The sequence below is a fragment of the Micromonospora echinospora genome, from assembly GCF_014203425.1.
Lineage (GTDB): Bacteria > Actinomycetota > Actinomycetes > Mycobacteriales > Micromonosporaceae > Micromonospora > Micromonospora echinospora_A.
In genome coordinates this window covers 2,205,517-2,231,458 of sequence record NZ_JACHJC010000001.1, presented here as the reverse complement: position 1 = coordinate 2,231,458, position 25,942 = coordinate 2,205,517, and the positions used below count along the sequence as shown (strand labels likewise).

At 74.6% G+C, this 25,942-nt stretch carries 19 protein-coding genes and 1 pseudogene; 5 read left to right on the top strand and 15 right to left on the bottom strand.

Annotated features, from left to right (window positions below):
• Nucleotides 1-15: 15 nt before the first annotated feature.
• The 10 genes from FHU28_RS10615 to FHU28_RS10570 all read right to left on the bottom strand — a co-directional run bounded on the left by FHU28_RS10615 (nt 16) and on the right by FHU28_RS10570 (nt 10,404).
• Nucleotides 16-945, bottom strand: coding sequence for a sporulation protein (locus FHU28_RS10615; RefSeq protein ID WP_184683293.1), 930 nt, complete (start codon nt 943-945; stop codon nt 16-18).
• Between the two features lie 102 nt (nt 946-1,047).
• A complete protein-coding gene (locus FHU28_RS10610) occupies nt 1,048-2,112 on the bottom strand; it encodes a hemolysin family protein (protein WP_184683292.1) in 1,065 nt (354 codons plus the stop codon).
• On the bottom strand, nt 2,109-3,464 hold the full coding sequence (locus FHU28_RS10605) for a hemolysin family protein (protein ID WP_184683291.1): 1,356 nt from the start codon (nt 3,462-3,464) through the stop codon (nt 2,109-2,111). The genes FHU28_RS10610 and FHU28_RS10605 overlap by 4 nt, the downstream gene beginning before the upstream one ends.
• Nucleotides 3,465-3,627: 163 nt before the next feature.
• A complete protein-coding gene (gene mnhG / locus FHU28_RS10600; protein WP_184683290.1) occupies nt 3,628-3,963 on the bottom strand; it encodes a monovalent cation/H(+) antiporter subunit G in 336 nt (111 codons plus the stop codon).
• Nucleotides 3,960-4,223 carry an MrpF/PhaF family protein gene (locus tag FHU28_RS10595; protein ID WP_184683287.1) on the bottom strand — a complete coding sequence of 88 codons (264 nt, stop codon included), beginning with the start codon at nt 4,221-4,223 and terminating at the stop codon, nt 3,960-3,962. Before FHU28_RS10595 ends, mnhG begins: the two co-directional genes overlap by 4 nt.
• A complete protein-coding gene (locus tag FHU28_RS10590; RefSeq protein WP_184683285.1) occupies nt 4,220-4,867 on the bottom strand; it encodes a Na+/H+ antiporter subunit E in 648 nt (215 codons plus the stop codon). Before FHU28_RS10590 ends, FHU28_RS10595 begins: the two co-directional genes overlap by 4 nt.
• A complete protein-coding gene (locus FHU28_RS10585) occupies nt 4,864-6,369 on the bottom strand; it encodes a Na+/H+ antiporter subunit D (protein WP_184683281.1) in 1,506 nt (501 codons plus the stop codon). Before FHU28_RS10585 ends, FHU28_RS10590 begins: the two co-directional genes overlap by 4 nt.
• Nucleotides 6,366-6,845, bottom strand: a complete 480-nt coding sequence (locus FHU28_RS10580; protein ID WP_184683278.1) for a Na(+)/H(+) antiporter subunit C — start codon at nt 6,843-6,845, stop codon at nt 6,366-6,368. The genes FHU28_RS10585 and FHU28_RS10580 overlap by 4 nt, the downstream gene beginning before the upstream one ends.
• Nucleotides 6,842-9,676, bottom strand: a complete 2,835-nt coding sequence (locus FHU28_RS10575) for a Na+/H+ antiporter subunit A (RefSeq protein ID WP_184683276.1) — start codon at nt 9,674-9,676, stop codon at nt 6,842-6,844. Before FHU28_RS10575 ends, FHU28_RS10580 begins: the two co-directional genes overlap by 4 nt.
• Before the next feature lie 407 nt (nt 9,677-10,083).
• Complete coding sequence (locus FHU28_RS10570) at nt 10,084-10,404, bottom strand: hypothetical protein (RefSeq protein WP_184689413.1); 321 nt, start codon at nt 10,402-10,404, stop codon at nt 10,084-10,086.
• A 177-nt stretch (nt 10,405-10,581) separates the two neighbouring features.
• Between FHU28_RS10570 and FHU28_RS10565 the strand changes: the two genes are divergently transcribed.
• From FHU28_RS10565 to FHU28_RS10555, 3 genes and pseudogenes are all read left to right on the top strand, one after another.
• On the top strand, nt 10,582-15,357 hold the full coding sequence (locus FHU28_RS10565; RefSeq protein ID WP_184683274.1) for an Lhr family helicase: 4,776 nt from the start codon (nt 10,582-10,584) through the stop codon (nt 15,355-15,357).
• Between the two features lie 53 nt (nt 15,358-15,410).
• Complete coding sequence (locus tag FHU28_RS10560; protein ID WP_184683266.1) at nt 15,411-15,914, top strand: GNAT family N-acetyltransferase; 504 nt, start codon at nt 15,411-15,413, stop codon at nt 15,912-15,914.
• Between the two features lie 95 nt (nt 15,915-16,009).
• Nucleotides 16,010-16,770 (top strand): annotated as a pseudogene (locus tag FHU28_RS10555) (SAM hydrolase/SAM-dependent halogenase family protein).
• 161 nt (nt 16,771-16,931) lie between these two features.
• Here the strand turns inward: FHU28_RS10555 and FHU28_RS10550 are convergent.
• Nucleotides 16,932-18,182 carry a hypothetical protein gene (locus FHU28_RS10550; RefSeq protein ID WP_184683258.1) on the bottom strand — a complete coding sequence of 417 codons (1,251 nt, stop codon included), beginning with the start codon at nt 18,180-18,182 and terminating at the stop codon, nt 16,932-16,934.
• Nucleotides 18,183-18,290: 108 nt separating this feature from the next.
• Here FHU28_RS10550 and FHU28_RS10545 point away from each other — a divergent pair, with 108 nt between their 5' ends.
• Nucleotides 18,291-19,082: an Fpg/Nei family DNA glycosylase gene (locus FHU28_RS10545; protein WP_184683254.1), complete on the top strand. Its 792-nt coding sequence runs from the start codon at nt 18,291-18,293 to the stop codon at nt 19,080-19,082.
• Nucleotides 19,083-19,160: 78 nt separating this feature from the next.
• Nucleotides 19,161-22,892, top strand: a complete 3,732-nt coding sequence (locus FHU28_RS10540; protein WP_376700728.1) for a fibronectin type III domain-containing protein — start codon at nt 19,161-19,163, stop codon at nt 22,890-22,892.
• Between the two features lie 75 nt (nt 22,893-22,967).
• Here FHU28_RS10540 and pspM read toward each other — a convergent pair whose 3' ends face one another.
• The 4 genes from pspM to FHU28_RS10520 form a co-directional block, all read right to left on the bottom strand.
• Nucleotides 22,968-23,729, bottom strand: coding sequence for a phage shock envelope stress response protein PspM (pspM, locus tag FHU28_RS10535; RefSeq protein ID WP_184683242.1), 762 nt, complete (start codon nt 23,727-23,729; stop codon nt 22,968-22,970).
• A gap of 16 nt (nt 23,730-23,745) precedes the next feature.
• Nucleotides 23,746-24,597: a PspA/IM30 family protein gene (locus FHU28_RS10530; protein ID WP_116504830.1), complete on the bottom strand. Its 852-nt coding sequence runs from the start codon at nt 24,595-24,597 to the stop codon at nt 23,746-23,748.
• 127 nt (nt 24,598-24,724) lie between these two features.
• Nucleotides 24,725-25,174 carry a helix-turn-helix domain-containing protein gene (locus FHU28_RS10525; RefSeq protein ID WP_184683240.1) on the bottom strand — a complete coding sequence of 150 codons (450 nt, stop codon included), beginning with the start codon at nt 25,172-25,174 and terminating at the stop codon, nt 24,725-24,727.
• Between the two features lie 207 nt (nt 25,175-25,381).
• Entirely contained in the window at nt 25,382-25,927 is a 546-nt protein-coding gene (locus tag FHU28_RS10520) for a CinA family protein (protein WP_184683238.1), read from the bottom strand.
• Between the last annotated feature and the right edge of the window lie 15 nt (nt 25,928-25,942).

The window sequence follows — 25,942 nt, the reverse complement described above, 5'->3', positions numbered from 1 at the left end:
CCCTTCTTAACAAGATCACGTCCCGTCGCCGCCCCCGCCACCGCCGCCGATGCCCGCGCCACCGGCCGTGCCCCCGAGGCCGTAGCCCGGCGCGACCGGCCGGTCGGGAGGACGGCTGACGTGCGCCGACTCGCGGATCGTGGCCGACCAGTCGGCGTGCGACGCCGCGGCCGCGTGCCTGTCGATGGCGTGCCGCAGCCAGCCGTCCACTGTGGCCACCCAGTCCCGCTGGTCGGCCCCGGCGTGCCAGACCCGGAAGCGGCTGATGCTCTGGTGGGTGATCCCGGCCAGGGACAGCCGCCGGTCCAGCCAGAACAGCACCTCCATGCCGGCCGAGTTGGTCAGCATGATCACTTCCAGCTCGGTCAGCGGGCCGGCGTAGAGCGGCGCGGCCCAGAACCCGAACCACTGCTGGAACGGAAGCGTCTGCTCCACCCCCGGCAGGCGGCCCTGCCGCAGCCCCGCCTGCCGGATCGCGAAGCCCAGGGTGTCCAGCGCGGCGAGGAGGTGCTGCTGTGTGGGCAGCGGGTGGATCAGGACCGGCACCATCGCGCCCTGGTCGACGTCCGGGTCCACCGACACCTCGGTACGCAGCCCGGTCCGCAGGGTCAGCAACGGCACGCCGCCGTACGTGGTCACCGGCGCCTCCCACGGCAGCGGCACGGCGAAGTCGACCGCCCGCCGCCGCCCGGCCGGCACCACGAACCGCCCCGCGATCGGCCACTGGTGGTACTGCACCAGCCGGCGCGGCGACTCCGGGTCCTCCGGTTCGACCTGCGTGACCAGCCCGAGCCGGATGTGCCGGACCGGGACGTCCGAGCCACCGGCGGTGAGCGTCACCCGGCCCGGCAGGCGCAGACCCGGCCGGGTGCTCGGATTGGGCAGGGCGGTGCTCACGGAGAGCCCGGTCCAGGCGGAGTCCCGCGACACCCCGGTCAACCGCATGCCGGGGCATTCCCGCTGCCCGCCGGGCCATGCGCCGCGAAACGGCAGCCGGCCCGGCGAGATGGGGACACCACCTCGCCGGGCCGGCACTGATCACGACGTTCAGCGCATCCGGCGGCCTCGCGGCACCGTGTCGGTCTCGTCGTCGAACTCGCCGATGACCTCCTCCAGCAGGTCCTCCAGCGCGACGAACCCGATCGGGCGGGTCGGCCCGCCGCCGTTGCTCACCAGCGCGAGCTGCGCCTGCTGGGCCCGCATCGCAGCCACCGCCTCGGTCACCGACGCCTCGGCCGGCAGCGTGAAGGCGTTGGTCATCAACTCCTCCGCGGTCGCCGGGCGGCCGGTGGTGACGGCGCGCACCGCCTCGCGTACGTGGACCAGGCCGCACACCTCGCCGCCGGTGTCGACCACGGCCAGCCGGGACCGGCCGCTGTCGCGGGAGACGTGCTCGATCCGCTCGGCGGTCTCGTCCCGGCGTACCGTGACGATCTGGTCGAACGGCTCCATCACCTGCGCCACTGTGGTGCCCTGAAGCTCCAGCATGCTGCTGAGCAGCTGGTGCTGCTCGGCGCCGAGCAGCCCGTGCTCCCGGGACTGCTCCAGCAGGATGCGCAGCTCGTCCGGGCCGTGCACCTGGGCCAGCTGGTCCTGCTGCTGCACGCCGACCAGCCGTAACATCGCGTTAGCGAGCCCGTTGAGCACGGAGAGCACCGGCCGGACGATCCGGGCGAAGGCCCGGAACGGCAGCGCCAGCAGCGTCGCTGAACGCTCGGCGTCGGTGATCGCCCAGGACTTCGGGGCCATCTCGCCGACCACCAGGTGCAGGAACGTCACCAGGGACAGCGCGAACACCAGCGCGACCACGTGGCTGGCCGCGGCGGGCAGGCCGACCGCGTGCAGCAGCGGGCTGATCAGCCGCTCGATGGCCGGCTCCGCCAGCGCGCCCAGACCCAGCGTGCACAGCGTGATGCCGAGCTGCGCGCCGGCCAGCATCAGACTCAGCTCGCGGACGCCGTCGAGCGCCGCGCGAGCAGCCCGGCCGCCACCGGCGGCCGCCTGTTCCAGCCGGTACCGCTTGGACGCCACGAGCGCGAACTCGGCGGCCACGAAGAACCCGTTGAGCGCCAGCAGCACCACGGAGAAGAACAACGCGAATCCGGGGGTCATGCCGCACCCTCCCCGGAGACGCCGGCGGTGGACCGCAGCCGCACCGAGTCGGCCACGTGCCGGTCCACTGCGAGCACCTCGACCAGCACCCGAGGGCCGGACGCCGGCTCGTCACCGTCGGTGGCGACCGGGATCTCCAGCCGGTCACCGACCTCGGGCACCCGGCCCAGCTCCCGCATCACCAGACCGGAGAGCGTGTCGTACTCGGGGGCCTCGGGCAGCTCGATGCCGGTGCTGTCGGCGACCTCGTCGATGCGCCAGCGCGCCGGGACGACCCAGGAGCCGTCCTCCTGCCGTGCCGCGGCCCGGTCCGGCGGGTCGTCCTCGTCGCGGATCGGCCCGACCAGCTCCTCGGCCAGGTCCTCCAGCGTGATCACGCCGGCGAAGCCGCCGTACTCGTCAACCACGCAGGCGAGCTGCCGGTGTCCGGACCGCAGCCGGTCGAGCACCGTCGGCAGCGGCAGCGTCTCGGGCACCAGCAACGGGGGTACGGCCACCGCCTCGACCCGGGTGGTCGCGCGTTCCGCCGGGGGCACCCCGAGCACGTCGGCGATGCCGACCACGCCGATCAGGTCGTCGACGCCCTCGGCGCCGCTCACCGGGAACCGGGAGTGGCCGGTGTCCAGCAGCTCGACGATCCGGCTGACCGGCTCGTCGGCCCGGACGGTGTGCACGTCGACGCGGGGCACCATCGCCTCGCCGGCGGTCAGCTCCCGGAAATCCAGGCCCCGGTCCAGCAGGTCGGACATCTCGGCGTCGAGGTGCCCCTCCTCCCGGGACTCGGCGATGATCTGTTCCAGGTCCTTCGGGGTGGCGCCGCTGGGCAGCTCCTCGATCGGCTCGATGCCGATGCGGCGGAGCAGCCGTACCGCGGCCCGGTCGAAGAGCGTGATCAGCGGGCCGGCGATCTTCAGGTACATCAGGGTGGACCGGGACAACGCGCGGGCCAGCGACTCGGCCCGCGCGATGGCCAGGTTCTTCGGGGCCAGCTCACCCAGGACCATCTGCACCACTGTGGCGATGACCAGGGCCAGCGCCACCGACAGCGGCAACGCCACCGTGCTGGAGATCCCGGTGAGGCCGAGCAGGTCGGCCAGCCCGGCGCCCAGGAACGGCTCGGCGACGTAGCCGACGAGCAGAGCGGTAACGGTGATGCCCAGCTGGGCGCCGGACAGCATGAACGAGAGCCGCGCGGTGACCTCCAGGGCCCGGGACGCGGCACGATCGCCACCGTCGGCGAGCTGCTTGAGCTTGCCCCGGTCCACGGCGACGTAACCGAACTCCTGGGCCACGAAGTAACCGGTGGCGACGGTGAGCACGGTGATGAGAAGGAGACCGACGAGGATCAACACGGGAGGTTCAGGGCTCCCGGGGTCGTCGGGGAGGGAAATCGCCGGGTACGACCCGGCCGGCTACTGCTGCCCTCCGGGGCAGAAGAGTCGATCATGCGGTCCATTTTATCGGTACCCGCTGGACGTCCGCTGGGGGTGCCGGGAACCCTCCCCCAGGTCCAGTTCACCGCCCGGCCAGCTCGTCCACGTCCAGCAGGCTCCGGTCGACCCGGCCGGACCGGTAGGCCGCCCGCCCGATCATCTGCGCGGCGACCGGCGCGGTGGAGAGCTGGAAGATCGCCACCAGGACCAGCATGCCCAGGTCCGAGGGGGTACGCAGGCGCAACGCCAGCCCGGCCAGGAGCAGTAGGACGCCGAGCACCTGCGGCTTGGTGGCCGTGTGCATCCGGTCCAGCACGTCCGGGAAGCGGACCAGCCCGATGCCGGCGACCAGCCCCAGCACGGCGCCGGCCAGCAGCAGCACACCACCCGCCCAGTCCGTCACGGCAGCAACGCTCATGATTCGGCCCGGACCGCGAAGCGCACCAGCGAGACCGAACCGACGAAGCCGAGCAGGGACAGCACCACGAGCACGGGCAGCGTGGTGGCGTGCCGGTTGACGGCGGCCTCCGCCCCCACCGCGGCGAGCATCGCCGACAGCAGCAGGTCGGCGGCGACGACCCGGTCGAGCAGGGACGGGCCGCGGTAGATGCGGGCCAGGGCGAGCAGCGCGGTGGCCGAGAGCAGCACGGTGAGCGCGACGGCGAGCAGGACGGTCACGGGTTCCTCCGTTCGACGGGTTCGAGGTCGAGCTGACGTACCTCGGTGGGAGATCCGATGGCGCGGACGATGCGCCGTTCGACGGCGAGCACACGCTCCCGGCTGTCGCTCACGTCCTGGGGGCCGCGCACGTCGAGCACGTGCACGAAGAGCACGCCCTCGACCCGGTCGACGTCGAGGATCAGGGTGCCCGGCACCAGCGAGATCACCTCGGCGGTGAGCGCCAGGTTGAGGTCGGTGCGCACGCGCAGCGGCACCGCGATGATCGCGCCGCGCGGGCGGTAGCCGAAGCGCAGCGCCACGGCGGCGACGTGCAGGCTGGCGCTCACCAGCTCCGCGATGAAGGTGGTCAGGAAGACCAGCAGCGCGCGGGGGCGGAACCGGCCGCCGAAGGTGACCGGCGGCAGCGGGAAGAACACCAGTACGGCCACGCCGACCACCAGCCCGGCGATCAGGTTGCCCCAGGACACGTCGCCCCACAGCAGCATCCAGGCGACGACGAGCCAGCCGAGCGCGAGCGCCTGGTCGCGGCGCCGCCCACCCCGGCCCACCACCGGCATCGGCCCGTCCGGCTCGGGCACGGCCCGGGGTACGCCCTCCGGCTCGCCGGTCGCGCCCCGGCCCGGGGGCAGGTCGTCGGTCACGGCACGTCCTGGGGCAGGACCGCCCGCACGTACGGGGTGCGTTCGCGCAGGTCGGCGGCCGCGTCCGCGGTGACCTGGAACAGCGGCCCGGCCGCCAGCGTGAACAGCACACCGAGCGCGACCAGGGCGGTGGTGGCGCCGACCATCAGGGCGGGCAGCCGGGGCGGCGCGGTGGTGGAGGCCAGCCGGGGCTCACGCCAGAACGCGATGTTCCACACCCGGGAGGCGGCGTAGAGGGTGAGCAGGCTGGTCAGCGTGCCGGCCCCGACGAGCACGGCGGGCAGCGTCCCGCCCGCCGCCACCCCGGCCTGGAGCAGGCCGAGCTTGCCGAGGAAGCCGGAGAACGGCGGGATGCCCGCGAGGTTCATCGCCGGGACGAAGAAGAGCACGCCGAGCATCGGGGCGATCCGCGCCAGCCCGCCGATGCGGCGCAGGTCGGTGCTGCCCGCGCGCTCCTCGACCAGGCCGGCGACCAGGAACAGCGTGGTCTGGATGGTGATGTGGTGCACCACGTAGAAGATCGCCCCGGACAGTCCGGCGACGCTGCTCAGCGCCACCCCGAAGATCATGTAGCCGATGTGGCTGACCAGCGTGAAGGAGAGCAGCCGCTTCAGGTCCGACTGGGCCACCGCGCCGAGGATGCCGACCACCATGGTCAGGCCGGCCACCACCATCAGCAGGCCGGCGACCTGGCCGCCGGGGAACAGCAGCGTCTCGGTGCGGATGATCGCGTACACGCCGACCTTGGTGAGCAGGCCCGCGAAGACCGCTGTCACCGGCGCCGGCGCGGTCGGGTAGCTGTCCGGCAACCACGCCGACAGCGGGAACACCGCCGCCTTGATCCCGAACGCGAGCAGCAGCATCAGTTGCAGGGTCAGGCGTACGCCCGACGGCAGCGCGTCCAGCCGGCCGGCGAGCTGCGCCATGTTCAGCGTGCCGGTGGCCGCGTACACAAGGCCCACCGCGGACAGGAACAGCAGCGACGACAGGACGCTGACCACCACGTACGTCGACCCGGTACGCAGCCGCACCTCGGTGCCGCCCAGCGTGATCAGCACGAAGCTCGCGGCGAGCAGGATCTCGAAGCCGACGAAGAGGTTGAACAGGTCCCCGGCCAGGAAGGCGTTCGTCACGCCCGCGGTGAGCACCAGGTACGTGGGGTGGTAGATGCTGACCGGCGCGGTCTCGCCGGTCTCCCCCCGGCCCTGGCCGATCGAGTAGAGCAGCACGCACAGCGTCACCGCCGAGGAGACCAACACCATCAGCGCCGCCAGCTGGTCGGCCACCAGCACGATGCCCACCGGCGCCGGCCAGCCGCCCACCTGCACCACCACCGGCCCGAACCGGTACGCCTCGACCAGCAGCACCGCCGCGACCACCAGGACGCTGCCCAGGCAGAGCACGCTCACCGACCGCTGCAACCGGGGCTGCCCGGACAGCAGGAGGGTGAGCGCCGCGCCGAGCAGCGGCACCACCACCGGCAGCGGCACCAGGGCGCTCATGCGTCACCGTCCCGGCGCAACCGCCGGCGGGCCGGCTCCGGATCCACCTGCTCCGGGTCGTCGTCCGGGCCCTCGCCGCCGTGGTCCGCCGTGGACACCTCGTTGCTCTCGGCGAGCCGGACGATCTGCCGGTCCTCCAGGTCGTCCTGCACCTCGTCGTCGCCGCTGGTGAACCAACTGCGGTACGCGACAGCGAGCAGGAACGCGGTCAACCCGAACGTGATCACCACTGCGGTGAGCACCATGGCCTGGGGCAGCGCGTCGCTCATCTCGCCCTTTGACGTGGAATCCACGATCGGGGCCGCGCCGGACCGCCCGCCGAGCAGGATGAGCAGGTTCACGCCGTTGCCGAGCATGATGATGCCGAGCAGGATCCGGGTCAGGCTGCGTTCCAGCAGCAGCGTGACACCGGCGGCGACGAGCACCCCGACCGCCAGCACCAGCACCATCGTCGGCGCGGCCGCGCCCCTGCTCATGTCGGGCCGTCCCGCTGGACGACCAGCCCGCGTCCCGCCTCACCGGCGGCCTCCACGTGCCGGTCCACCTCGGCGCCCAGGCTGCGCAGGATGTCCAGCAGCAGCCCGACCACCACCAGGTAGACGCCGATGTCGAAGAAGAGCGACGTGACCAGGTAGAAGTCGCCGATCACCGGCAGCCACAGGCCGACCTTGACGCTCTGCAGCACCTCGCCGGTCAGCGCCAGGCCGAGCACTCCCGTGCCGACCGAGATGCCCAGACCCGCGCCGAGCACGGTGCCGGCCCCGACCGGCGCCGCCTCGGCCAGCTCGTACCGGCCGCCGGCCAGATAGCGCAGCGCCAGCGCGAGGCCCGCCACCAGCCCGCCGGCGAAACCGCCGCCGGGGGCGTTGTGCCCGGAGAAGAGCAGGAACAGCGAGAAGATCAGTACGGTGTGGAAGATCAGCCGGGTGACCACCTCGAACACGATCGAGCGGCGCCGCTCCGGCAGCGTCTGCCCGCCGCGCAGCCACACCGTGCGCCGGTCACCGGCGCGCAGGGCGACCGGCCGGGGACGGCGGGGACGCGGCCCGGTGCGGGAACGCTCGTAGATCAGGCTGGCCACGCCGGTCGCGGTCACCACGAGCACCGAGATCTCCCCCATGGTGTCCCAGGCCCGGATGTCCACCAGGGTCACGTTGACGACGTTGCGGCCGTACCCCTCGACGACGGCGAGCTGCGGGAAGTCGGCGGAGATCGACGGTGCTCGGCGGGCCCCGGCCGCGGTCAGCGCCAGGCCGGCCATCACCACACCGGCGGCGATCCCGATGCCGCGCCGCACCCAGCGGCTGCGGCGCAGCGGACGGGCCGAGAAGCGTTCCGGCAGCCGGCGCAGCACCAGCACGAACACGGCGATCGTGGCGGTCTCCACCAGGAACTGGGTGAGCGCCACGTCCGGCGCGCCGTACAGGACGAACATCATCGCGGTGCCGTAGCCGGTGACCCCGACCAGCAGCATCGCGGTGAGCCGGCGACGCGCGCCGACCGCGAGCAGCGCGGCGACCGCGATCACCACGCAGACCACGAGCTGGGCCGGGTTGTCCCAGGCCGCCAGCTCGACCCGCCACGGCGCGGTGGCGAGCATCGCCCCGCCGGGCACGAACACCAGCGCGAGCAGCACCGTGCCGAGGTACTGCGGCAGCGAACCGCGCTGGGTGGCGCCGGTGACCTCGATGGCGAGCCGGTCGAAGCCGTGCGTCACCCACTCGTACCCCTGGTTGCCGCTCACCGGCGAGCGCAGCCGCGCCAGCGCGGGCGCGAGCGGGCCGCGGACCAGGTGCAGCACCGCGCCGCCGGCCAGCACGAGGGCGGAGAGGCCGAGCGCCACTGTCGGCCCGTGCCAGAGCGCCAGGTGCTCCTCGACCGGTCCGAACAGCTCCGCGTACGGCTCGAACAGGCCGCTGAGCCACCCGGCGGCCGGGCCGGCGGCGAGCCCGGCCACGGCGAGCAACGCCGGGGGTACGAGCATCGCGGCGGGCGGCCGGTCCACAGCCGTGTCGGCGACGCCGGGCCGGGTGCCGAACGCGCCCCAGACGAACCTGATGCTGTACGCGACGGTGAGCGCGCTGCCCGCCACCAGCACGACGAGCACGAGCGGGTCGCCGGTGAACGCGGCGAGCACCGACTCCTTGGCCACGAACCCGAGCAGCGGCGGCACGCCGGCCATCGAGGCGGCGGCGAGCGTCGCGACAGTGGCCAGCACCGGCGCGGCCCGTCCCACACCGGACAGGTCCCGCAGGTCGCGGGTACCCGCCTCGTGGTCGAGGATGCCGACGACCAGGAACAGCGCCGCCTTGAACAGTGCGTGCGCCGCCAGCATCGCCACGCCGGCCAGGGCGGCCTTCGCGGTGCCCGCCCCGAACACCACGGCGAGCAGGCCGAGCTGGCTGACCGTCCCGTACGCCAGCAGCAGCTTCAGGTCGGTCTGCCGCAGCGCCGCCCAGCCGCCCAGCACCAGCGAGACCAGTCCGGCGACGACGGTGACCGGCCGCCACGGTCCGGCCGCGGCGAGCGCCGGGCCGAGCAGTCCGATGAGGAAGATGCCGGCCTTCACCATCGCCGCCGCGTGCAGGTACGCGCTGACCGGTGTCGGCGCGGCCATCGCCACCGGCAGCCACGCGTTGAACGGGAACACCGCCGACTTCGCCAGCGCCCCGGCGAGGATGAGCAGCACCGCCAGCGCCAGGTACCCGCCGCCGGGCAGTGGCGCGGACGCCACCGACGACCAGCGGTAGCCGCCCGCGTGGTGGCCGAGCATCAGGAACCCGACGAGCATGGCCAGGCCGCCCAGCGTGGTCACGGTGAGCGCCTGGGCGGCGGCCCACCGGCTGGACCGGCGCTCGGTGCTGTGCCCGATCAGCAGGTACGAGAAGACCGTGGTCAGTTCCCAGAAGACGTAGAGCAGCAGCAGGTCGTCGGAGATGACGAGGCCGAGCATCGCCCCGGCGAAGGCGACCATGACAGCGGCGAACCGGGCCAGCCCGACCGATCCGGGCGGGAAGTAGCGGGCGGAGTAGACCAGCACCAGCGCGCCGACGCCGCCGACCAGCAGCAGCATCAGCCAGGACAGCGTGGTGACCCGCAGCGCCACGTCGAGCTGAAGCTGCGAGATCCAGGGGTACGTCTCGACCACTGCGCCGCCGTCGCGTATCGCCCCGGTGTGGGCCGCCGCCCAGACCGCTGTGGCGGCCGGCGCGAGCGCGAGCAGCAGGCAGGCGCGCGGACCCCACCGGCGGACCAGCAGCGGGGCGAGCAGCGCCGCCACCAGGTGCACGATCAGCAGGACGAGCACGCGTACTCCCGGTCGAGGTGACAGCGCGCCGGAACACGCTGGGACACAACCGATCAGACGCCACAAACACCCCTAACCGCGCCCGTTTCCCCAAAAGCCACCCTTCCCCCCACCCCCACCTCCCACCACGCCGCCGGAGGCGGCCGTCGACCCCGCACTTCTCGCGGCGATCAAGGAGTTTGTGTCCGGAGACAGCACCCCGCACCACCCAAACTCCTTGATCACCGCGGAAGTGGGTCGGTGGGTGGGGAGGAGGTTGGGGTGGCCGAACTGCGCTGACGGAGGCGGGGCAGCGGGGGGCAGGAGCGGGCCGGGCCGCAACGGCCGGGTGCGGCCACCCGCACCGGCCCTTCCCGCGGTTCGGCCGCCGGGCGGGCCGGGTGGGTCGGGTGGGTCCGGCGGGTCGGTCAGGACAGGGTGGTGGAGTCCAACTGGCGGGCGGCCCGGTCGACGGCGCGCTGGGCGACGGCGAGCGACCGCAGCGGCAGCCGGGCGTCCCGGCTCTCCCGGCGCTGGACGAAGTAGTGCACAGCGGCGCGGACGCGCGCCCGGTCGGCAGCGCTGGAACGGGCGGTGGCGAGGATCATCTCGCGCAGTCGCCGGGCCAGATCCTCGGCCAGTTCGAGGTCGGGACCGCGCAGCCCGGCGCGGAGCGCGGCCAGCCGGCCGTCGACCTGACGGAGGAGCAGGTCGGTGCCGGGCCCGAAGCCTCGTTCCTCGACGGTCATCAACGCCTCCAGCCCATGCCGCATCGCGAGTGAAGTTACTTTATGTTGCAGTGCACAAGCAACCAGTTAAGTAAGACTTAACGGAACAACCTCCCATTTCCTTTCCTGAGCGCCGCCGCCGGGACAGAACGCTCCGGCGATCGGCCGGATGTCACACCGGCGCGGCAGGATGGGGTCGTGGCGGACGAGGTGACCCGGTCAGGCGGGGTGCTCAAGGAGTTCGGCGCGGCGACCCGGGAGTGGTTCACCGCGGCGTTCGCCGCGCCCACCCCGGCTCAGCAGGGCGCCTGGCGTTCGGTGGCCGCCGGACGCAACGCCCTGGTCGTCGCACCGACCGGCTCCGGCAAGACGCTCGCGGCCTTCCTCTGGTCGCTGGACCGGCTCGCCAAGGAACCTCCGCCGGCCGATCCCCGCCGGCGCTGCCGCGTGCTCTACGTCAGCCCGCTCAAGGCGCTCGCGGTCGACGTCGAACGCAACCTGCGCGCCCCGCTCACCGGCATCCGCCAGGCCGCCGCCCGGCTCGGCCTGGCGCCGCCCGACGTCACAGTCGGCATGCGTACCGGCGACACCCCGGCCGACGAGCGCCGCGCCTTCGCCCGCACCCCGCCGGACATCCTCATCACCACGCCCGAGTCGCTGTTCCTGCTGCTCACCTCCGCCGCCCGCGACTCGCTGCGCGGAGTGGACACGGTCATCCTGGACGAGGTGCACGCGGTGGCGGGCACCAAGCGCGGCGCCCACCTCGCGCTGTCCCTGGAACGCCTCGACGCGTTGCTGGAGCGGCCCGCCCAGCGGATCGGGCTCTCCGCGACGGTCCGGCCGATCGACGTCTGCGCCCGCTTCCTCGGCGGCGCCCGCGCGGTCGACGTCGTGCAGCCGCCGGCCGACAAGACCATCGAGGTGAGCGTCCAGGTCCCGGTGGAGGACATGACCCGCCTCGACGAGCAGGAGCCACCGGAGGACGACCTGGGCGGGCTCGCCCCCCGCCGCCCCTCGATCTGGCCGGCCGTCGAGGAGCGCGTGTTCTCGCTGATCCGCGCACACCGGTCGACGATCGTCTTCACCAACTCCCGGCGCAGCGCCGAACGCCTCTGCGCCCGGCTCAACGAGCTGGCCGCCGAGGAGATCGAGGCGGCGTCCGCGCCGGAGGGCAGCCGCGTGGCCCGGGGCGGGGAGCCGGTGCGCGTATCCGATCTGCTGCCCGGCGACGACGGCCCGGCAGCCGGCGACGGCGGTAAGCGCGGCGGCGCCGGGCCGGACGACGGCCACCCGCGCGACGGCGCCGGGTCGTTCGACGGGCTCGGCGACGGGCCTGGCGATGGCCGCAGGGCACGGCGGGGGGCGTTCGGCGGGCCGGTGGGCCCGGTACGCGCGCCGCGGCAGCCGGCGGAGGTGATGGCGCAGTCCGGCGCGGCGGCCGGGGCGCCGGCGGTGATCGCCCGGGCGCACCACGGCAGCGTGTCCCGCGAGGAGCGCAAGCAGATCGAGGAGGCGCTCAAGTCCGGCCGGCTGCCCGCCGTGGTCGCCACGTCCAGCCTGGAGCTGGGCATCGACATGGGCGCTGTCGACCTGGTGGTGCAGATCGAGGCGCCGCCGAGCGTGGCCGCCGGGCTGCAGCGTGTGGGTCGCGCCGGGCACCAGGTGGGCGCGGTCTCGCGCGGCGTCGTCTTCCCCAAGCACCGGGGCGACCTGCTCTCGTGCACAGTGGTGGCCGAGCGGATGGGCGCCGGGGCGATCGAGGAGCTGCACTACCCGCGCAACCCGCTCGACGTGCTGGCCCAGCAGATCGTCGCGATGGTGGCGCTGGAGCCGTGGCGGCTCGGCGACCTCGCCGTGCTGGTCCGCCGGGCGGCGCCGTTCGCGGAGCTGCCCGACTCGGCGCTGCACGCGGTGCTCGACATGCTCTCCGGCCGCTACCCGTCCACCGCGTTCGCCGAGCTGCGTCCCCGGCTCGTGTGGGACCGCGCCACCGACGTGCTGACCGGTCGCCCCGGCGCCCAGCGGCTCGCCGTGACCAGCGGCGGCACAATCCCCGACCGGGGCCTGTTCGGGGTCTTCCTGGCCGGCGCCGAGCGGGCCGCGCGGGTGGGTGAGCTGGACGAGGAGATGGTCTACGAGTCCCGCGTGGGTGACGTCTTCCTGCTCGGCTCGTCGTCCTGGCGGATCGAGGAGATCACCCCCGACCGGGTGCTGGTCTCCCCCGCGCCCGGTCAGGCCGCCCGGATGCCGTTCTGGAAGGGCGACCAGCTCGGCCGGCCGGTCGAGCTGGGCCGGGCGATCGGCGCCCGGGTCCGGGCCCTGCTGCGGCAGTCCGACTCCGACGCGGTGGCGGCGCTGCGCGCCGGTGGGCTGGACGACTGGGCCGCCGGCAACCTGATGAACTACCTGCGCGAGCAGAAGGCGGCCACCCGCTCGCTGCCGGACGACCGGACGGTGGTGGTCGAACGGTTCCGCGACGAACTGGGCGACTGGCGGCTCGCCGTGCACTCGGTCCTCGGCGCGCGCGTCAACGGCCCGTGGGCGCTCGCGATCGGCCGCCGGCTGGCCGAGCGGTACGGCGTGGACGCCCAGGTCATGCCCTCCGACGACGGCATCGTGGTCCGCCTGCCGGACACCGCCGAGACGCCGCCCGGCGCCGACGTGGTCGTCTTCGAGCCGGACGAGATCGCCCAGCTCGTCGAGGAGTCGGTCGGCACGTCCGCGCTGTTCGCGTCCCGGTTCCGGGAGTGCGCGGCCCGGTCGCTGCTGCTGCCGCGCCGCGACCCCCGACGGCGGCAGCCGCTGTGGCAGCAGCGCCAGCGCGCGGCGCAACTGCTCGACGTGGCCCGCGAGTACGCCGACTTCCCGGTGACGCTGGAGGCCGCCCGGGAGTGCCTCCAGGACGTCTTCGACCAGCCCGCCCTGGCTGAGCTGATGCGTGACCTGGCCGCCCGCAAGGTACGCCTGGTCGAGGTCGAGTCCGAGCGCCCGTCGCCGTTCGCCAGGTCGCTGCTGTTCGGGTACGTCGGCGCGTTCCTCTACGAGGGCGACGCCCCGCTGGCCGAGCGGCGGGCCGCCGCGCTGGCGCTCGACTCCGGCCTGCTCGGCGAGCTGCTCGGCCGGGTCGACCTGCGGGAACTGCTCGACCCGGAGGTGCTCGCCGAGACCGCCCGCCAACTGCGCTGGCTCACCGAGCAGCGCCGGCCCCGTGACGCGGAGGACGTGGTCGAGCTGCTGCGCGTGGTCGGCGACCTGAGCCCGGCCGAGCTGGCCGAGCGGGGGGTGCCGGAATCCTGGACCGACGAGCTGGCGGCGGCCCGGCGGGTCCTACGGGTCCGGATTGCCGGCGAGGACCGCTGGGTAGTGGTCGAGGACGCCGCCCGGCTCCGCGACGCGCTCGGGGTGGCGCTGCCCGTCGGAGTCGCCGAGGCGTACCTGGCGCCGGTTGCCGATCCGCTCACCGACCTGGTCGCCCGGTACGCCCGCACGCACGGCCCGTTCGCGGCGGCCACCTGCGCCGCCCGCTTCGGGCTCGGCGTGTTCGTGGTGGAGCAGGCGCTGCGGCGGCTCGCCGCGAACGGCCGGGTGGTCTCCGGCGAGTTCGCCCCGGACACGGTGGGCACGCAGTGGTGCGACGCGGAGGTGCTGCGCCTGCTGCGCCGCCGCTCCCTGGCCGCCCTGCGCCGGGAGATCGAACCGGTGCCGCCACGCGCGCTCGCCACGTTCCTGCCCCGATGGCAGCAGGTCGGCTCGTCGGCCCGGGGCGTCGAGGCCGTCGCCGCCGCCCTCGAACAGCTGCAGGGCGTGAACGTGCCGGCGTCCGCCCTGGAACGTCTGGTGCTGCCCGCCCGGGTCGCCGACTACTCCCCCGCCCAGCTCGACGAGCTGTGCGCCAGCGGCGAGGTGGTGTGGGCCGGCGCGGGCGCGATCTCCGGCGGCGACGGGTGGGTGACGCTCGCGTACGCCGACGCCGCGCCGCTGCTGCTTGCCCCGCCGGACGACGCGCTGACGCTGACCCCGCTGCACGAATCCGTGCTCGACGCGCTCGCCGACGGGCAGGCGCTGTTCTTCCGCTCGCTCTCCGACCGGGTCGGCGCCACCGACGATGCCGCCCTGTCGGGCGCAGTGTGGGACCTGGTGTGGGCCGGTCACCTCACGAACGACACGCTCGCCCCGCTGCGGGCCGCGCTCGGCGCGGGCGGGGCGCACCGGTCCCGGCCCTCGGCGCCGCGCACCCGCTACCGCCGACCCGGCCGGGTGGCGCTGCCCAGCCGGGGCGGTCCGCCCACAATGGCCGGCCGCTGGTCCCGGCTGCCCGAACGCGACAGCGATCCCACCCGCCGGGCCGCCGCCCTGGCCGATCTGCTGCTGGAGCGGCACGGCGTGGTGACCCGGGGCGCGGTCGTGGCCGAACAGGTCACCGGCGGTTTCGCCGGGGTCTACCCGGTGCTGTCCGCACTGGAGGAACGCGGGGCGGCCCGGCGCGGCTACTTCGTGGAAGGGCTGGGCGCGGCACAGTTCGCGGTGCCCGGCGCGGTTGACCGGATCCGGGCGCTCGCCGACGACAACCAGGGCCGCGGCGGCCCGGCGGTGGTGCTCGCCGCCACCGACCCGGCGAACCCGTACGGCGCGGCGCTGCCCTGGCCCGAGCGCGTGGTCGACTCCGGGGACAGCGCGGCCCCCGCCACCGGGCACCGGGCCGGGCGCAAGGCGGGCGCGCTGGTCGTGCTGGTCGGTGGTGACGTGGTGCTCTACGTCGAGCGGGGCGGGCGGACGATCCTGTCGTTCACCGACGACACCGACACGCTCGGCGCGGCCGGCAAGGCGCTCGCCGACGCGGTGCACTCCGGCGCGCTCGGCGCGATCTCGGTGGAACGCGCCGACGGGGAGGCGGTGCACACGTCCCCGCTGCGCGACGCGCTCACCGCCGCCGGCTTCCGCGCCACCCCGCGCGGCCTGCGGCTGCGCGGCTGACCGCCCGGCTGTCCCGGTTAGGGTGTGCCGGACGTGAGCGGGGAGGAGAGCAGGTGGCCTCGATCCGGGTACGCCAGGCGCACGACGGCGACCGTGCCGCGCTGGCGGCGTTGCACGAGCGGGAGTGGGGTGGCCCGGTCGTGGTGGTCCACGACACCCGCTACGACCTGCGTGATCTGCCCACCTTCGTGGCTATCGACGACAGCGGCACGTTCGCCGGGGCGCTGGCGTACCGGGTCGACGCCGACGGGCTGGAAGTGGTGAGCCTGGCCGCCTCGGCCCCGGGCGCCGGTGCGGGCACCGCGCTGCTGGCCGCCGCCGAGGAGGCGGCCACGGCCGCCGCGGCGGACCGGATCTGGCTGGTCACCACGAACGACAACCTGGGCGCGCTGCGCTTCTACCAGCGCCGAGGGCTGCGCATCGTCGCTGTGGACGCGGGCGCTGTCGACCGTGCCCGCGCGGTCAAGCCGACCATTCCGCGCGTCGGCGCGGACGGGATCCCGCTGCACGACGAGCTGCGCCTGGCTCGGCACTTGACCGGGGCGGACCAGCGATGAGCGGCCCGGACGAACGCGCCCCGGCCGCCGGAGGCCAGGGCCGCACGACGCCGGACGACGCGCGGCCGACGGGCGGCGGTCCGAGCTGTGTTTCGCTGACCACCGACTACGGGCTGGCCGACGGGTTCGCGGCGGCGTGCCACGGGGTGCTGGCCCGGCTCGCCCCGGCCGTACGGGTGATCGACGTGACGCACCTGATCCCGCCCGCCGACGTCCGCCGGGGCGCTGCGGTGCTCGCGCAGACAGTGCCGTACCTGCCGTGGGGGGTGCACGTCGCGGTGGTCGACCCGGGCGTCGGCACCACCCGCCGCGGGATCGCGCTCGCCGCGCCCGGCGGGCTGCTCGTCGGGCCGGACAACGGGCTCCTCGTTCCGGCCGCGGAGGCGCTCGGCGGGTGACCGCCGCGGTGGAGCTGACCAACCCGGACTGGCTCGGCCCGCTCGTCTCCCGCACGTTCCACGGGCGGGACGTGTTCGCGCCGGTGGCCGCCCGGCTGGCGCTGGGCGCGCCACTCGGCGAGGCCGGACCGGCGGTGGATCCGGGCACGCTGGTCCGGCTGCCGGAACCGGTGGTCCGCGCCGAGCCGGGCCGCCTCACCGCCGAGGTGCTGACCGTCGACCACTTCGGCAATGTCCAGCTCGCCGCGCCGGGCGCGCTGCTCGACGGCCTGCCGCAGCGGCTGCTGGTGAACGGCCGGGAGGCGGTGCGCGGCCGCACGTTCGGCGATGCACCACCCGGCGCCCTGGTGGTCTATCCCGACTCCGCCGACCTGGTGGCCATCGCGGTGAACACCGGCCGAGCCGCCGACACCCTCCAGACCACCCCCGGCGCCCTCATCACCATCACCACCCCCTAGCCCTCGGCCTCGGCCCCGGCCCCGGCCTCGGCCCCGGCCCCGGCCCCGGCCCCGGCCCCGGCCCCGGCCCCGGCGATCTTGCAGTTGGTGCCCCGACACAGAGGACAAATGCCCCACGGGCAGGGCCGAAACTGCAAGATCAACGGGATCAGGGGGCGGGGTCAGCAGCGGGGGACTGTGCCGCCGTAGATCGAGGACAGGTACGCGTGGCTGACGTAGGTGCCGCCGACCAGTCGGTACCACCGCGTCGTCGTGCGGTACGTGCCGGCGATGCGCTGGCCGGTCACGTAGCACTGCACCGGCACGTGGGCGTACGTGGCGGCCAGACCACGGCTGGCGTACGAGGTGCCCGCCCCGGCGCGCAGGTTCAGCGGTCCGGAGCCGACGACGGCCCGTGCCCCGCCACCGGCCCACAGCAGCGTCACGTCCACCCACGCGTTGTCGGTGAGCCGCAGCCCGTCCCAGAACGTGCCGTCGGCCAGGTCCAGCCCGGCCGGGTTGCGCACGGTGCGTCCGAACTGGTCCCGCCCGCCGTTGTAGTTGCTCTGGTACGCCGCCTGGGCCTCGGGCCGCCCGCGCGGCAGGTCCTTCCAGTTCTCCCGGATCGACGACGGGTTCCACCAGTCGTCCCGGGTGTTCCACGGGCCGACGTCCCAGACCGGGGCGTACTCGCAGCGGCTTCCGCTGGTGGTGCAGACCTTGACGGTGTAGTCGCCGGTGCCACGCGGGGACAGTCCGCGCCGGCTGGGCAGCGCCGCGAAGTGGTCCCGGGCGCGCACTGTGTGCCCGTTGGCGGTGGTGCCGCCGACCAGGCCGATCCGGGTCGCGTACACCCGGTAGGTGAGCGCGGCGGCCGGCTGGACCGCAGTGGTGGCGACCCGGTCGGCAGCCAGCGTCAGGCCGGTCACTGTGGCCTCCGAGGCGGCGTCCCGGGTGGTCAGCACGACGCGCGCCTGCACCCGGCGGACCGGTTCGTCGAACACGGCCTCGGCGGCGTCCCGCCACTCGGTCCAGCCCCGGGCACGCCAGCCGCGTACCTGGGCCACCGCCGTGCCCCCGTCGCCGGTGCTCGCGGTGAGCCGGGCGCGTACCCGGGTGGCGGGCCGGTCCAGGACGCGCGGCGCGGAGAGCAGGATGCCCTCGGCGACCGGGCCGCCCACGGCGGCCGGGCGGGTGCGGGCGGTGGGGCGGGGGTCGGCCAGCCGGAGGCGGCCGGAACGCCAGGCGACGTTGACGTCGTCGCCGCCGGCGACGGCGAGGTCGACGGACCAGCGTTCGGGGTCGGGCGCGCCGGCGCGTGCCGGCACGACGGTGGACGGGGACGCGGCCGACGCGGGCGTGCCGGGCAGTCCGGCGGCCACGGTGAGCAGGGCAGTCAGGGCGACGACGGTACGACGTCCAGAATGAGCCATCAGCATTCTCCTCAGAACCCCCTGATCGTTGCGTTTCCGCAGATCAAGTGGAACCTCAGTACAAATGGCGACACATGCGAATTCCGTTCGGTAGGGGACAATGGCGGGGTGCCCGAAGGCGACACCGTCTGGAACACCGCGCGCGTCCTGGATCGCGCGCTGGCCGGGGCCCGGCTCACCGGGTCCGACTTCCGCGTGCCGCAACTCGCCGCCACCGACCTGACCGGCTGGACCGTGCGCGAGTCGACCAGCCGGGGCAAGCACCTGCTGCTACGCCTCACCGCGCCCACCGGAGCGCAGTGGACGCTGCACTCGCACCTGCGGATGGACGGCGTCTGGCGCGCGTACACCCCGGGCGAGCGCTGGACGGCACGGCCGGCACACCTGATCCGCGTGGTGCTGCGCTCCCCCGGCGCGGTCGCCGTCGGCTACCACCTCCACGAGCTGGCGCTGGTCGCGACGGCCGAGGAGGAGTCGCTCGTCGGTCACCTCGGCCCGGACCTGCTCGGCCCGGACTGGGACGCCGACGAGGCGGTACGCCGGCTCGCCGCCGAGCCGGAGCGCACCATCGGTGAGGCGCTGCTCGACCAGCGCAACCTCGCCGGGGTGGGCAACCTCTACAAGTGCGAGGTGCTGTTCCTGCGCGGGGTCTCCCCCTGGACGCCGGTACGCGCGGTGCCGGACCTGCCCGGCACCGTCGCGCTGGCCCAGCGGCTGCTCGCGGCGAACCGGGGCCGCTGGACGCAGAGCACGACGGGGGTGCTGCGCCGGGGCGGCACCAGTTACGTCTACGGCCGCCGGGCCCAGCCGTGCCGGCGCTGCGGGACCGCCATCCGCAAGGAGGAACTGGGCGAGCGGGTCACCTACTGGTGCCCGGTCTGCCAGCCCGACCGCGCCTGACGTGGAACTTCCACGAAACACCAAAGATCGCCGAGATAGGGACGATTGGGTACTTCCGTACCACCCCCGCGACGTCGCATGCTGCGATTGACCGCTCACCGCTCGTCAGCAGCGCGTACGCCGCCACGCCGGGGTGTCGGCCGGCGCGCCCCGACCCCGGGGAGAGCCATGGTGCTGTTCCGCAGACTCCGGCCCGGACGGCCGGACCGCGCCGGAGTCGCCGAGGAGACCGCGCCCACCACGTTCGCCGGTTCCGCCGCGCGGGGCGTGCCCGCCGCGCGCGCCGGCGACGAGGAGCCGGGCGACGGAGCCACCCCGGCGAGCCTGGACCCGGCCGCCGTCCCGCACCTGTTCGGCCCGGTGCCGAACACCGCCGCCAGCCCGCTGCCCACGCTCGACGCGGACGGCCGCCCGGCGCCCGGCACCGGCATCCGCAAGTTCGTCGACCCGCTGCCGCTGCCCGGGCAACCGGCCACCGCCGGGCTCGGCGCCCGCCTGCCGGTCGCCGTCCCGGACACCATCACGTGGCCGGGCTGCGACTACTACGAGATCGGCCTCCAGGAGTACGCGCAACGCCTGCACCGCGACCTGCCGGCCACCCGGCTGCGCGGCTACCGCCAGCTCAACCTGGGCACCGACGCCGCCGGCCACAACACGGTCGGCCCGCCGGACCGCCCCTGGCACCTCGGCCCGATGATCGTCGCGCGGCGGGGCCGCCCGGTCCGGATCAAGTTCATCAACCAGCTCCCCACCGGGCGGGCCGGGGAGCTGTTCCTGCCGGTGGACGAGACTGTCGACGGAGCCGGCGCCGGCCCGCTGGACGGTCCCGCGCCGTACCCGCAGAACCGGGCCGTGCCGCACCTGTCCGGCGCGCAGACCGGGTGGATCAGCGCCGGCAACCCGTGGCAATGGGTGACCCCGGCCGGCGAGATCACCCCGTACCCGGTCGGGGTGGGTGTCACCCCGGTGCCGGACATGCCGCCGCCCGGCGCGGGCGCCACCACGCTGTACTTCCCGAACGAGCAGAGCGGCCGGCTGATGTGGCTGCACGACAACACGCTCGGCCTGTCCCGGCTCACCGTCTACTCCGGGCAGATCGCGCTGTACCTGCTCACCGATCCCGCCGAGGAACGCCTCGTGGACGACGGCGTGCTCCCCGCCGACCAGTTCCCGCTGGTGATCGAGGACAAGACGTTCGTGCCGGACGACGCGCAGCTCGCCGCGCAGGACCCGACCTGGGACCGGGACCGCTGGGGCGCCAAGGGCAGCCTCTGGCACCCACACGTCTACCAGCCCCGGCAGAACCCGTACCGGCTCACCGGCGGCAACCCGACCGGCCGCTGGGACTACGGCCCGTGGACCCACGACCCGGACGGCGGGGCCAGCCCGTGGGTCGCCCCGGTGCCGAACCCGCACCACGACCCCGATGCCGACCCGGACGAGCCGCCACTGGTACCCGCCGTGCCGCACCCGTCGGCGGTGCCCGAGGCGTACGGGGACACCCCGCTCGTCAACGGCGTGGCCTACCCGTACCTGGAGGTCGCACCGCGCGCGTACCGGTTCCGGATCCTCAACGCCTGCGCGGACCGGGCGCTCAACCTACAGCTCTACCGGGCCGCCTCGGACGGCCCGATGTGGGCCGACGACGGCAGCCCGGCCGACCCGGCCGCCGGTGAGGTGCCGATGGTCGAGGCGGTACGCGCGCCCGGGCGGCCCGCGTACTGGCCGGCGGACGGACGCGACGGCGGCGTGCCCGACCCGGCCGCCGCCGGACCCGACCTGATCCAGATCGGCAACGAGAGCGGGCTGCTCCCCGCCCCGGTGGTGCTGGCAAACCGGCCGGTGGACTACCGGTACGACAGGCAGGACCCGACAGTGCTCAACGTGGACGGGCACGCGCTGCTGCTGGCCCCCGGCGAACGGGCCGACGTGGTCGTGGACTTCGCCACCGTGCCACCGGGCAGCACGCTCATCCTCTACAACGACTGCCCCGCGCCGCTGCCCCGGTTCGACCCGCGCTACGACCACCACACCGGCGCGTCGGACCGGAGCGGCTCCGGCGGGCTGCCGCCGACCCGGCCCGGCTATGGCCCGAACACCCGCACACTGCTCCAGATCCGGGTCACCGGCGCCCCGGCCCAGCCGTACGACACGCGCCGGCTCGCCGACCGGCTACCAGGGGCGTACGCGCACAGCCAGCCGCCGCCGATCGTGCCGCAGCCGGCGTACGACGCCGCGTTCGGCACCCACACCCCGCGGCCGACGCTCGTCGGCGCGCGGGACGGCTCGGTCACGTTCACCCCGCACGGCGCGGCGGCGCCGGTCACGCTGCCGCTGGCGGTGAAGTCGGTCGGGCAGGTGTTCGAGCCGCGGCACGGCCGCGCGGTGGGCCGCCTCGGCGTCGGCCACCCGGTCAGCGGGCCGCTGCTCCCGGCCACGCTGCCGCTGGGCCCGGTGGAACCCACCACCGAGGTGCTGCACGCCACCGACCCGGCGGTGCCGGTCGGCGCGCCGGGCGACGGCACGCACCTGTGGCGGATCGTCGGCGACGCCCCGCGCACCCATCCGGTGCACATCGAGGGCTGCGACGTGCAGCTGGTCAACCGGGTCGGCTGGGACGGCACGCTGCGCCCGCCCGAGCCGGGCGAGCTGGGCTGGAAGGACACCGTCCGGGTCAACCCCCGCGAGGACGTCGTGGTGGCGCTGCGCCCCGCACCGCCTCCCCTGCCGTTCAAGATCGGCGACAGCGTACGGCTGCTCGACCCGTCCCGGCCCGCCGGCGCGCGGCTGGACGCGAGCCCGGTCAGCCCGGCCGACGGGCGCCCCGCCACGGTGGTCAACCAACTCGTCAACCTGGGCTGGGAGTACCGCTGGCAGACCCGCTCGGCAGGGCTGCGCGACCAGGGCATGAGCCGTCCACTGGTGCTGCGGGTGGCGCCCAAGGCACCGACCGGGCTGACCGCCACCCCGGCGCCCGGCAGCGCCACCGCGCTGCCCGCCATCGCGCTGACCTGGACCGGCAACGGCAGCCGCCCGGTGCCCACCAGCCACCTGCTGCAACGCGCCACCGACAGCGCCTTCACCGCCGGGCTGACCGAGATCACCGTGGCCGCCACCGCCACCCGCTACACCGACGCGACAGTCACCCCCGGCGTCACGTACCACTACCGGATCCGGGCCGAGAACGCGGTGGGCTGCTCGTCCTGGTCGAATGCCGTACCGGCGGCGGTGCGCCTGGCCGCGCCGGCCCGGCTCACCTCGGCGGTGCTGCCGACCGCGCCGCTGCGCGTGGCGCTGCGCTGGGCGAACCACTCCTTTGCCACCGGTGTGGACGTGCAGCGCGCCACCAATCCGACGTTCACCAGCGGCCCGGGCACCACAGCGATCGCCGTGGGCGAGGCCCACCTGGACCCGGCCGTCGCCCCGGACACCACGTACTACTACCGGGTACGCACGACGTACCTGGGCGCGGCGTCCCCCTGGTCGACAGTGGCCCGGGTGACCACCCCGGCCCGGCCGACGGCGCCCACGGCGGTGAGCGTCATCGCGAGCGCGCCGGGACCGGACACCGCCACCGTGACGTTGAGCTGGTCGGCGGAGGCACCGGCCGGGCCGGGTGCCGGCTTCATCGTGCAGCGCGCCACCGACGCCGCGTTCACCAGGGAGCCGGCCACGTTCCGCGTCACCGGCCGGGGCTTCACCAACACCGGCCTGGCCCGGGCCACCACCTACCACTACCGGGTACGCGCGACGAACGTGGTAGGCACCTCCCCCTGGACCCCGCCCACCCCCATAACCACCCCCACGTAGTCCTCCCAGTCGGGGTCGATCATGAAGTTGACGGCAGATTCGAAGATCAACGCGCGGGGACGATTGCCGCCGGGGCTATGGGGCTCGGAGGGGGGTGCGGAGTTCGGCCAGGGCGGAGGCCACCCCGTGCAGCAGGTCGGTGGCCTCGGTCAGCCGTGCGGCAGCCGGGTGCGCGGTGTTCGGGCGGGCGTCCTCGGCGACGTAGCCGGCGGCGGCCACCACCAGCCGCTCGTACGCGGCCACCCCGTCCTCCAACTGGGCCACCAGCGTGGCGTGCACCTCGTCAAGCGTGCTCTGCGGGGTCAGCTTCGCCGCGCGTTCCACGCCCGCCACCCGGGTCGCCAGCTCACGCAGGGAACGGTCGGCCTCGGCCGCTTCCCGCACCGCCGGCTCGGCCAGCCCGGTGAGCCGCCCGGCCAGCCCGGCCAGGGTGAGCGCGGCCCGGTCCAGCCGGGCCCACGGCTCGGCCGCTGCGGTGCCTCGCAACGCCATGCGGGAGCGGACCCGGCGTACCTCGGCCAGGACGCCCGGGCCCACGGGCAGCCGCTCGACGGCGGCGACCAGCCGGGCGCGGGAGCGGGCGGCGGCCTCCGCCGGGTCGAGGGCGGGCGGCGCCGGCACGGCCGCGAGCGCCCGGTGGTCGGCCCAGCGCCAGAAGGCGATCGCGATCGCGCTGCCCGCGGCACCGGCCCAGGCCGCGTCCGGCAGGCCCAGCCCGGCGTACGGGGTGAGCACCGCGGCGGCGCCGCCGAGCCCTCCGGCCATCACGCTCCACCGTCGCGCCGAGTTGCGCAGCCGGCGCAACCTGCGGAAATGTCGGGCCCGTTCGTCCGCCATGGTGTCCGCCCCTCCGTCAGCCGGTCGTGCTCTCCCCGGTGCCGCGTTCCCGGCTCATGCTGGCCCGGATCTCGTCGAGCCGGGCGGTGGCGGCCGGGTCGGTCGGCTGCCCCACAGCGGGGGTCTCGTGCCGGCCGCCGAGCTGCTCGCCGGCCATGCTCGACCGGATCTGTTCCAGTCTCGCCGATCCGGACGAGTCGAGCGTGGCCTTCTGGATCTCCAGCATCCGGCCCTCGACCGAGTTGCCGGCGAGTTCGGCCCGGCCCATGGCGGTGGCGTAGCGGCGTTCGATCCGGTCGCGTACCTCGTCCAGCGACGGGGTGCTGGCGGGCGCGGTGAGCGACGACATCGACTCCAGCGAGCGGGCCACGCTCTCCTGCATCTTGGCCTGCTCCAGCTGGCTGAGCAGCTTGGTGCGCTCGGCCAGCTTCTGCTGGAGGATCATCGAGTTGTTCTCGACCGCCTTGCGGGCCTGAGCCGCCGCGCCCAGCGCCTGGTCGTGCAGCGTCTTCAGGTCCTCCAGCGCCTGCTCGGCGGAGACGAGCTGGGTGGCCAGCATCTGGGCGGACTGCTCGTAGCGCCCGGCCTCGGTCTCGTCGCCCTTGCCCCGGGCCTGGTCGGCCAGCGCCAGCGCCTGCCGCGCGTTGCCCTGGAGCTGTTCCACCTCGGTCATCTGCCGGGACAGCTTCATCTCCAGCTGACGCTGGTTGCCGATCACCGCCGCCGCCTGCTGGACGAGCGCCTGGTGCTGGCGCTGCGCCTCCTCGACGGCCTGCTGGATCTGCACCTTCGGATCGGCGTGCTCGTCGATCTTCGCGCCGAAGAGCGCCATCAGGTACTTCCAACCCTTGACGAACGGGTTAGCCATCTCCGCCTCGTCCCCTCAGTAGCGTCGCGCCTACATCGTTCCAACCGGACGCCACTCCGGCACCCGTACGCTCCTGATCAACAGTACGACGCGGGCGCCAGCACCACCCACGACGCGACAGGCGGGATCAGGCGGCGCAGACCACATCCCGCTCGGCGGGGCGTACCCGTGTGCTGCGCAGCGTGGCCTTGAGCGGCGAGTCCTGCCGGACCTGGACGGCGACCGCGCCGTCGGAGGTGACCTGCCGGACGCCACGGTTCGTCGCCTTGCGCACGCCGGTCGGGGCCACCGGGGCCGGCTCGACCGGCCCGTCGGCCACCGGGACCAGCACGCCGGGCATCTGCTCGGCGAGGGCGACGGTGTCGCTCACCTCGCGCAGCAGTTCCGACAGGCGGGCGCCGAGCGCGTCACAGATGGCGGCCAGCAGTTCGCTCGAGGGTTCCTTCTGGCCGCGTTCGATCTCGGAGAGGTAGCCCAGGCTGACGTTGGCGGCGGACGACACCTCGCGGAGGGTGCGGTGCTGCCCCTGCCTGCGTGTCCGCAGCGCGTCACCGATCACCCGGCGTAGCAGGACCATCGCACCTCCCCCTGAACGGGACCACCATCCCCGGCCGACCGCGCCGCGCCGGACGCGGGGACCGCTCCGACGCCGACGACGACCGTCGGAGCCTTCCCGCAACCGTACCCGTTGGTTGCCACGACGACATCCCACCCCGCCTCTGAAAATCCGTGCGGATCGGCCGGTCGGCGGACCCGCCGCCGGGCGTGTCGGCGCCGGGCCGGCTCATCGGCGGCCGGCCCCCGCCGCCGCGTCGGCGTCGGCGTCCTCGGGGAGCTCGATGCGATCGGCGAGCAGGCGCAGCGCCTCGATCACCGCGGCCGAGCGGATGTGGTCGCGGCCGCCGTCGAGGTCGAGCCGACGCACCTGCGTGCCGTCCGGCCCGGCGACCGCCACGTAGACCAGGCCGACCGGCTTGTCGTCCTGCGGCTCCGGCCCGGCCACACCGGTGGTGGCCAGACCCCAGTCCGCGCCGCACCGCTGCCGTCCGCCCTCGGCCAGGGCGGCGGCCACGTCGGGATCGACCGGGCCGCGGTCGGCCAGCAGGTCCTCCGGTACGCCGGCGAGCGTCGCCTTGAGTTCGGTGGCGTAGACCACCATGCCGCCCCGGTAGATCGAGCTGACCCCGGCGATCTCCACGACCGCGGCGGCGAGCAGCCCGCCGGTCAGCGACTCGACCGTGGCCAGTGTCTGGCCGCACTCGTGCAGGCGGTGCACGACGGAGGCCGCCGGGCTGCCGGCGGGCTGCTGGTGTCTCGCGTCGGTGTTCATGCCCGCCCTCTCTTC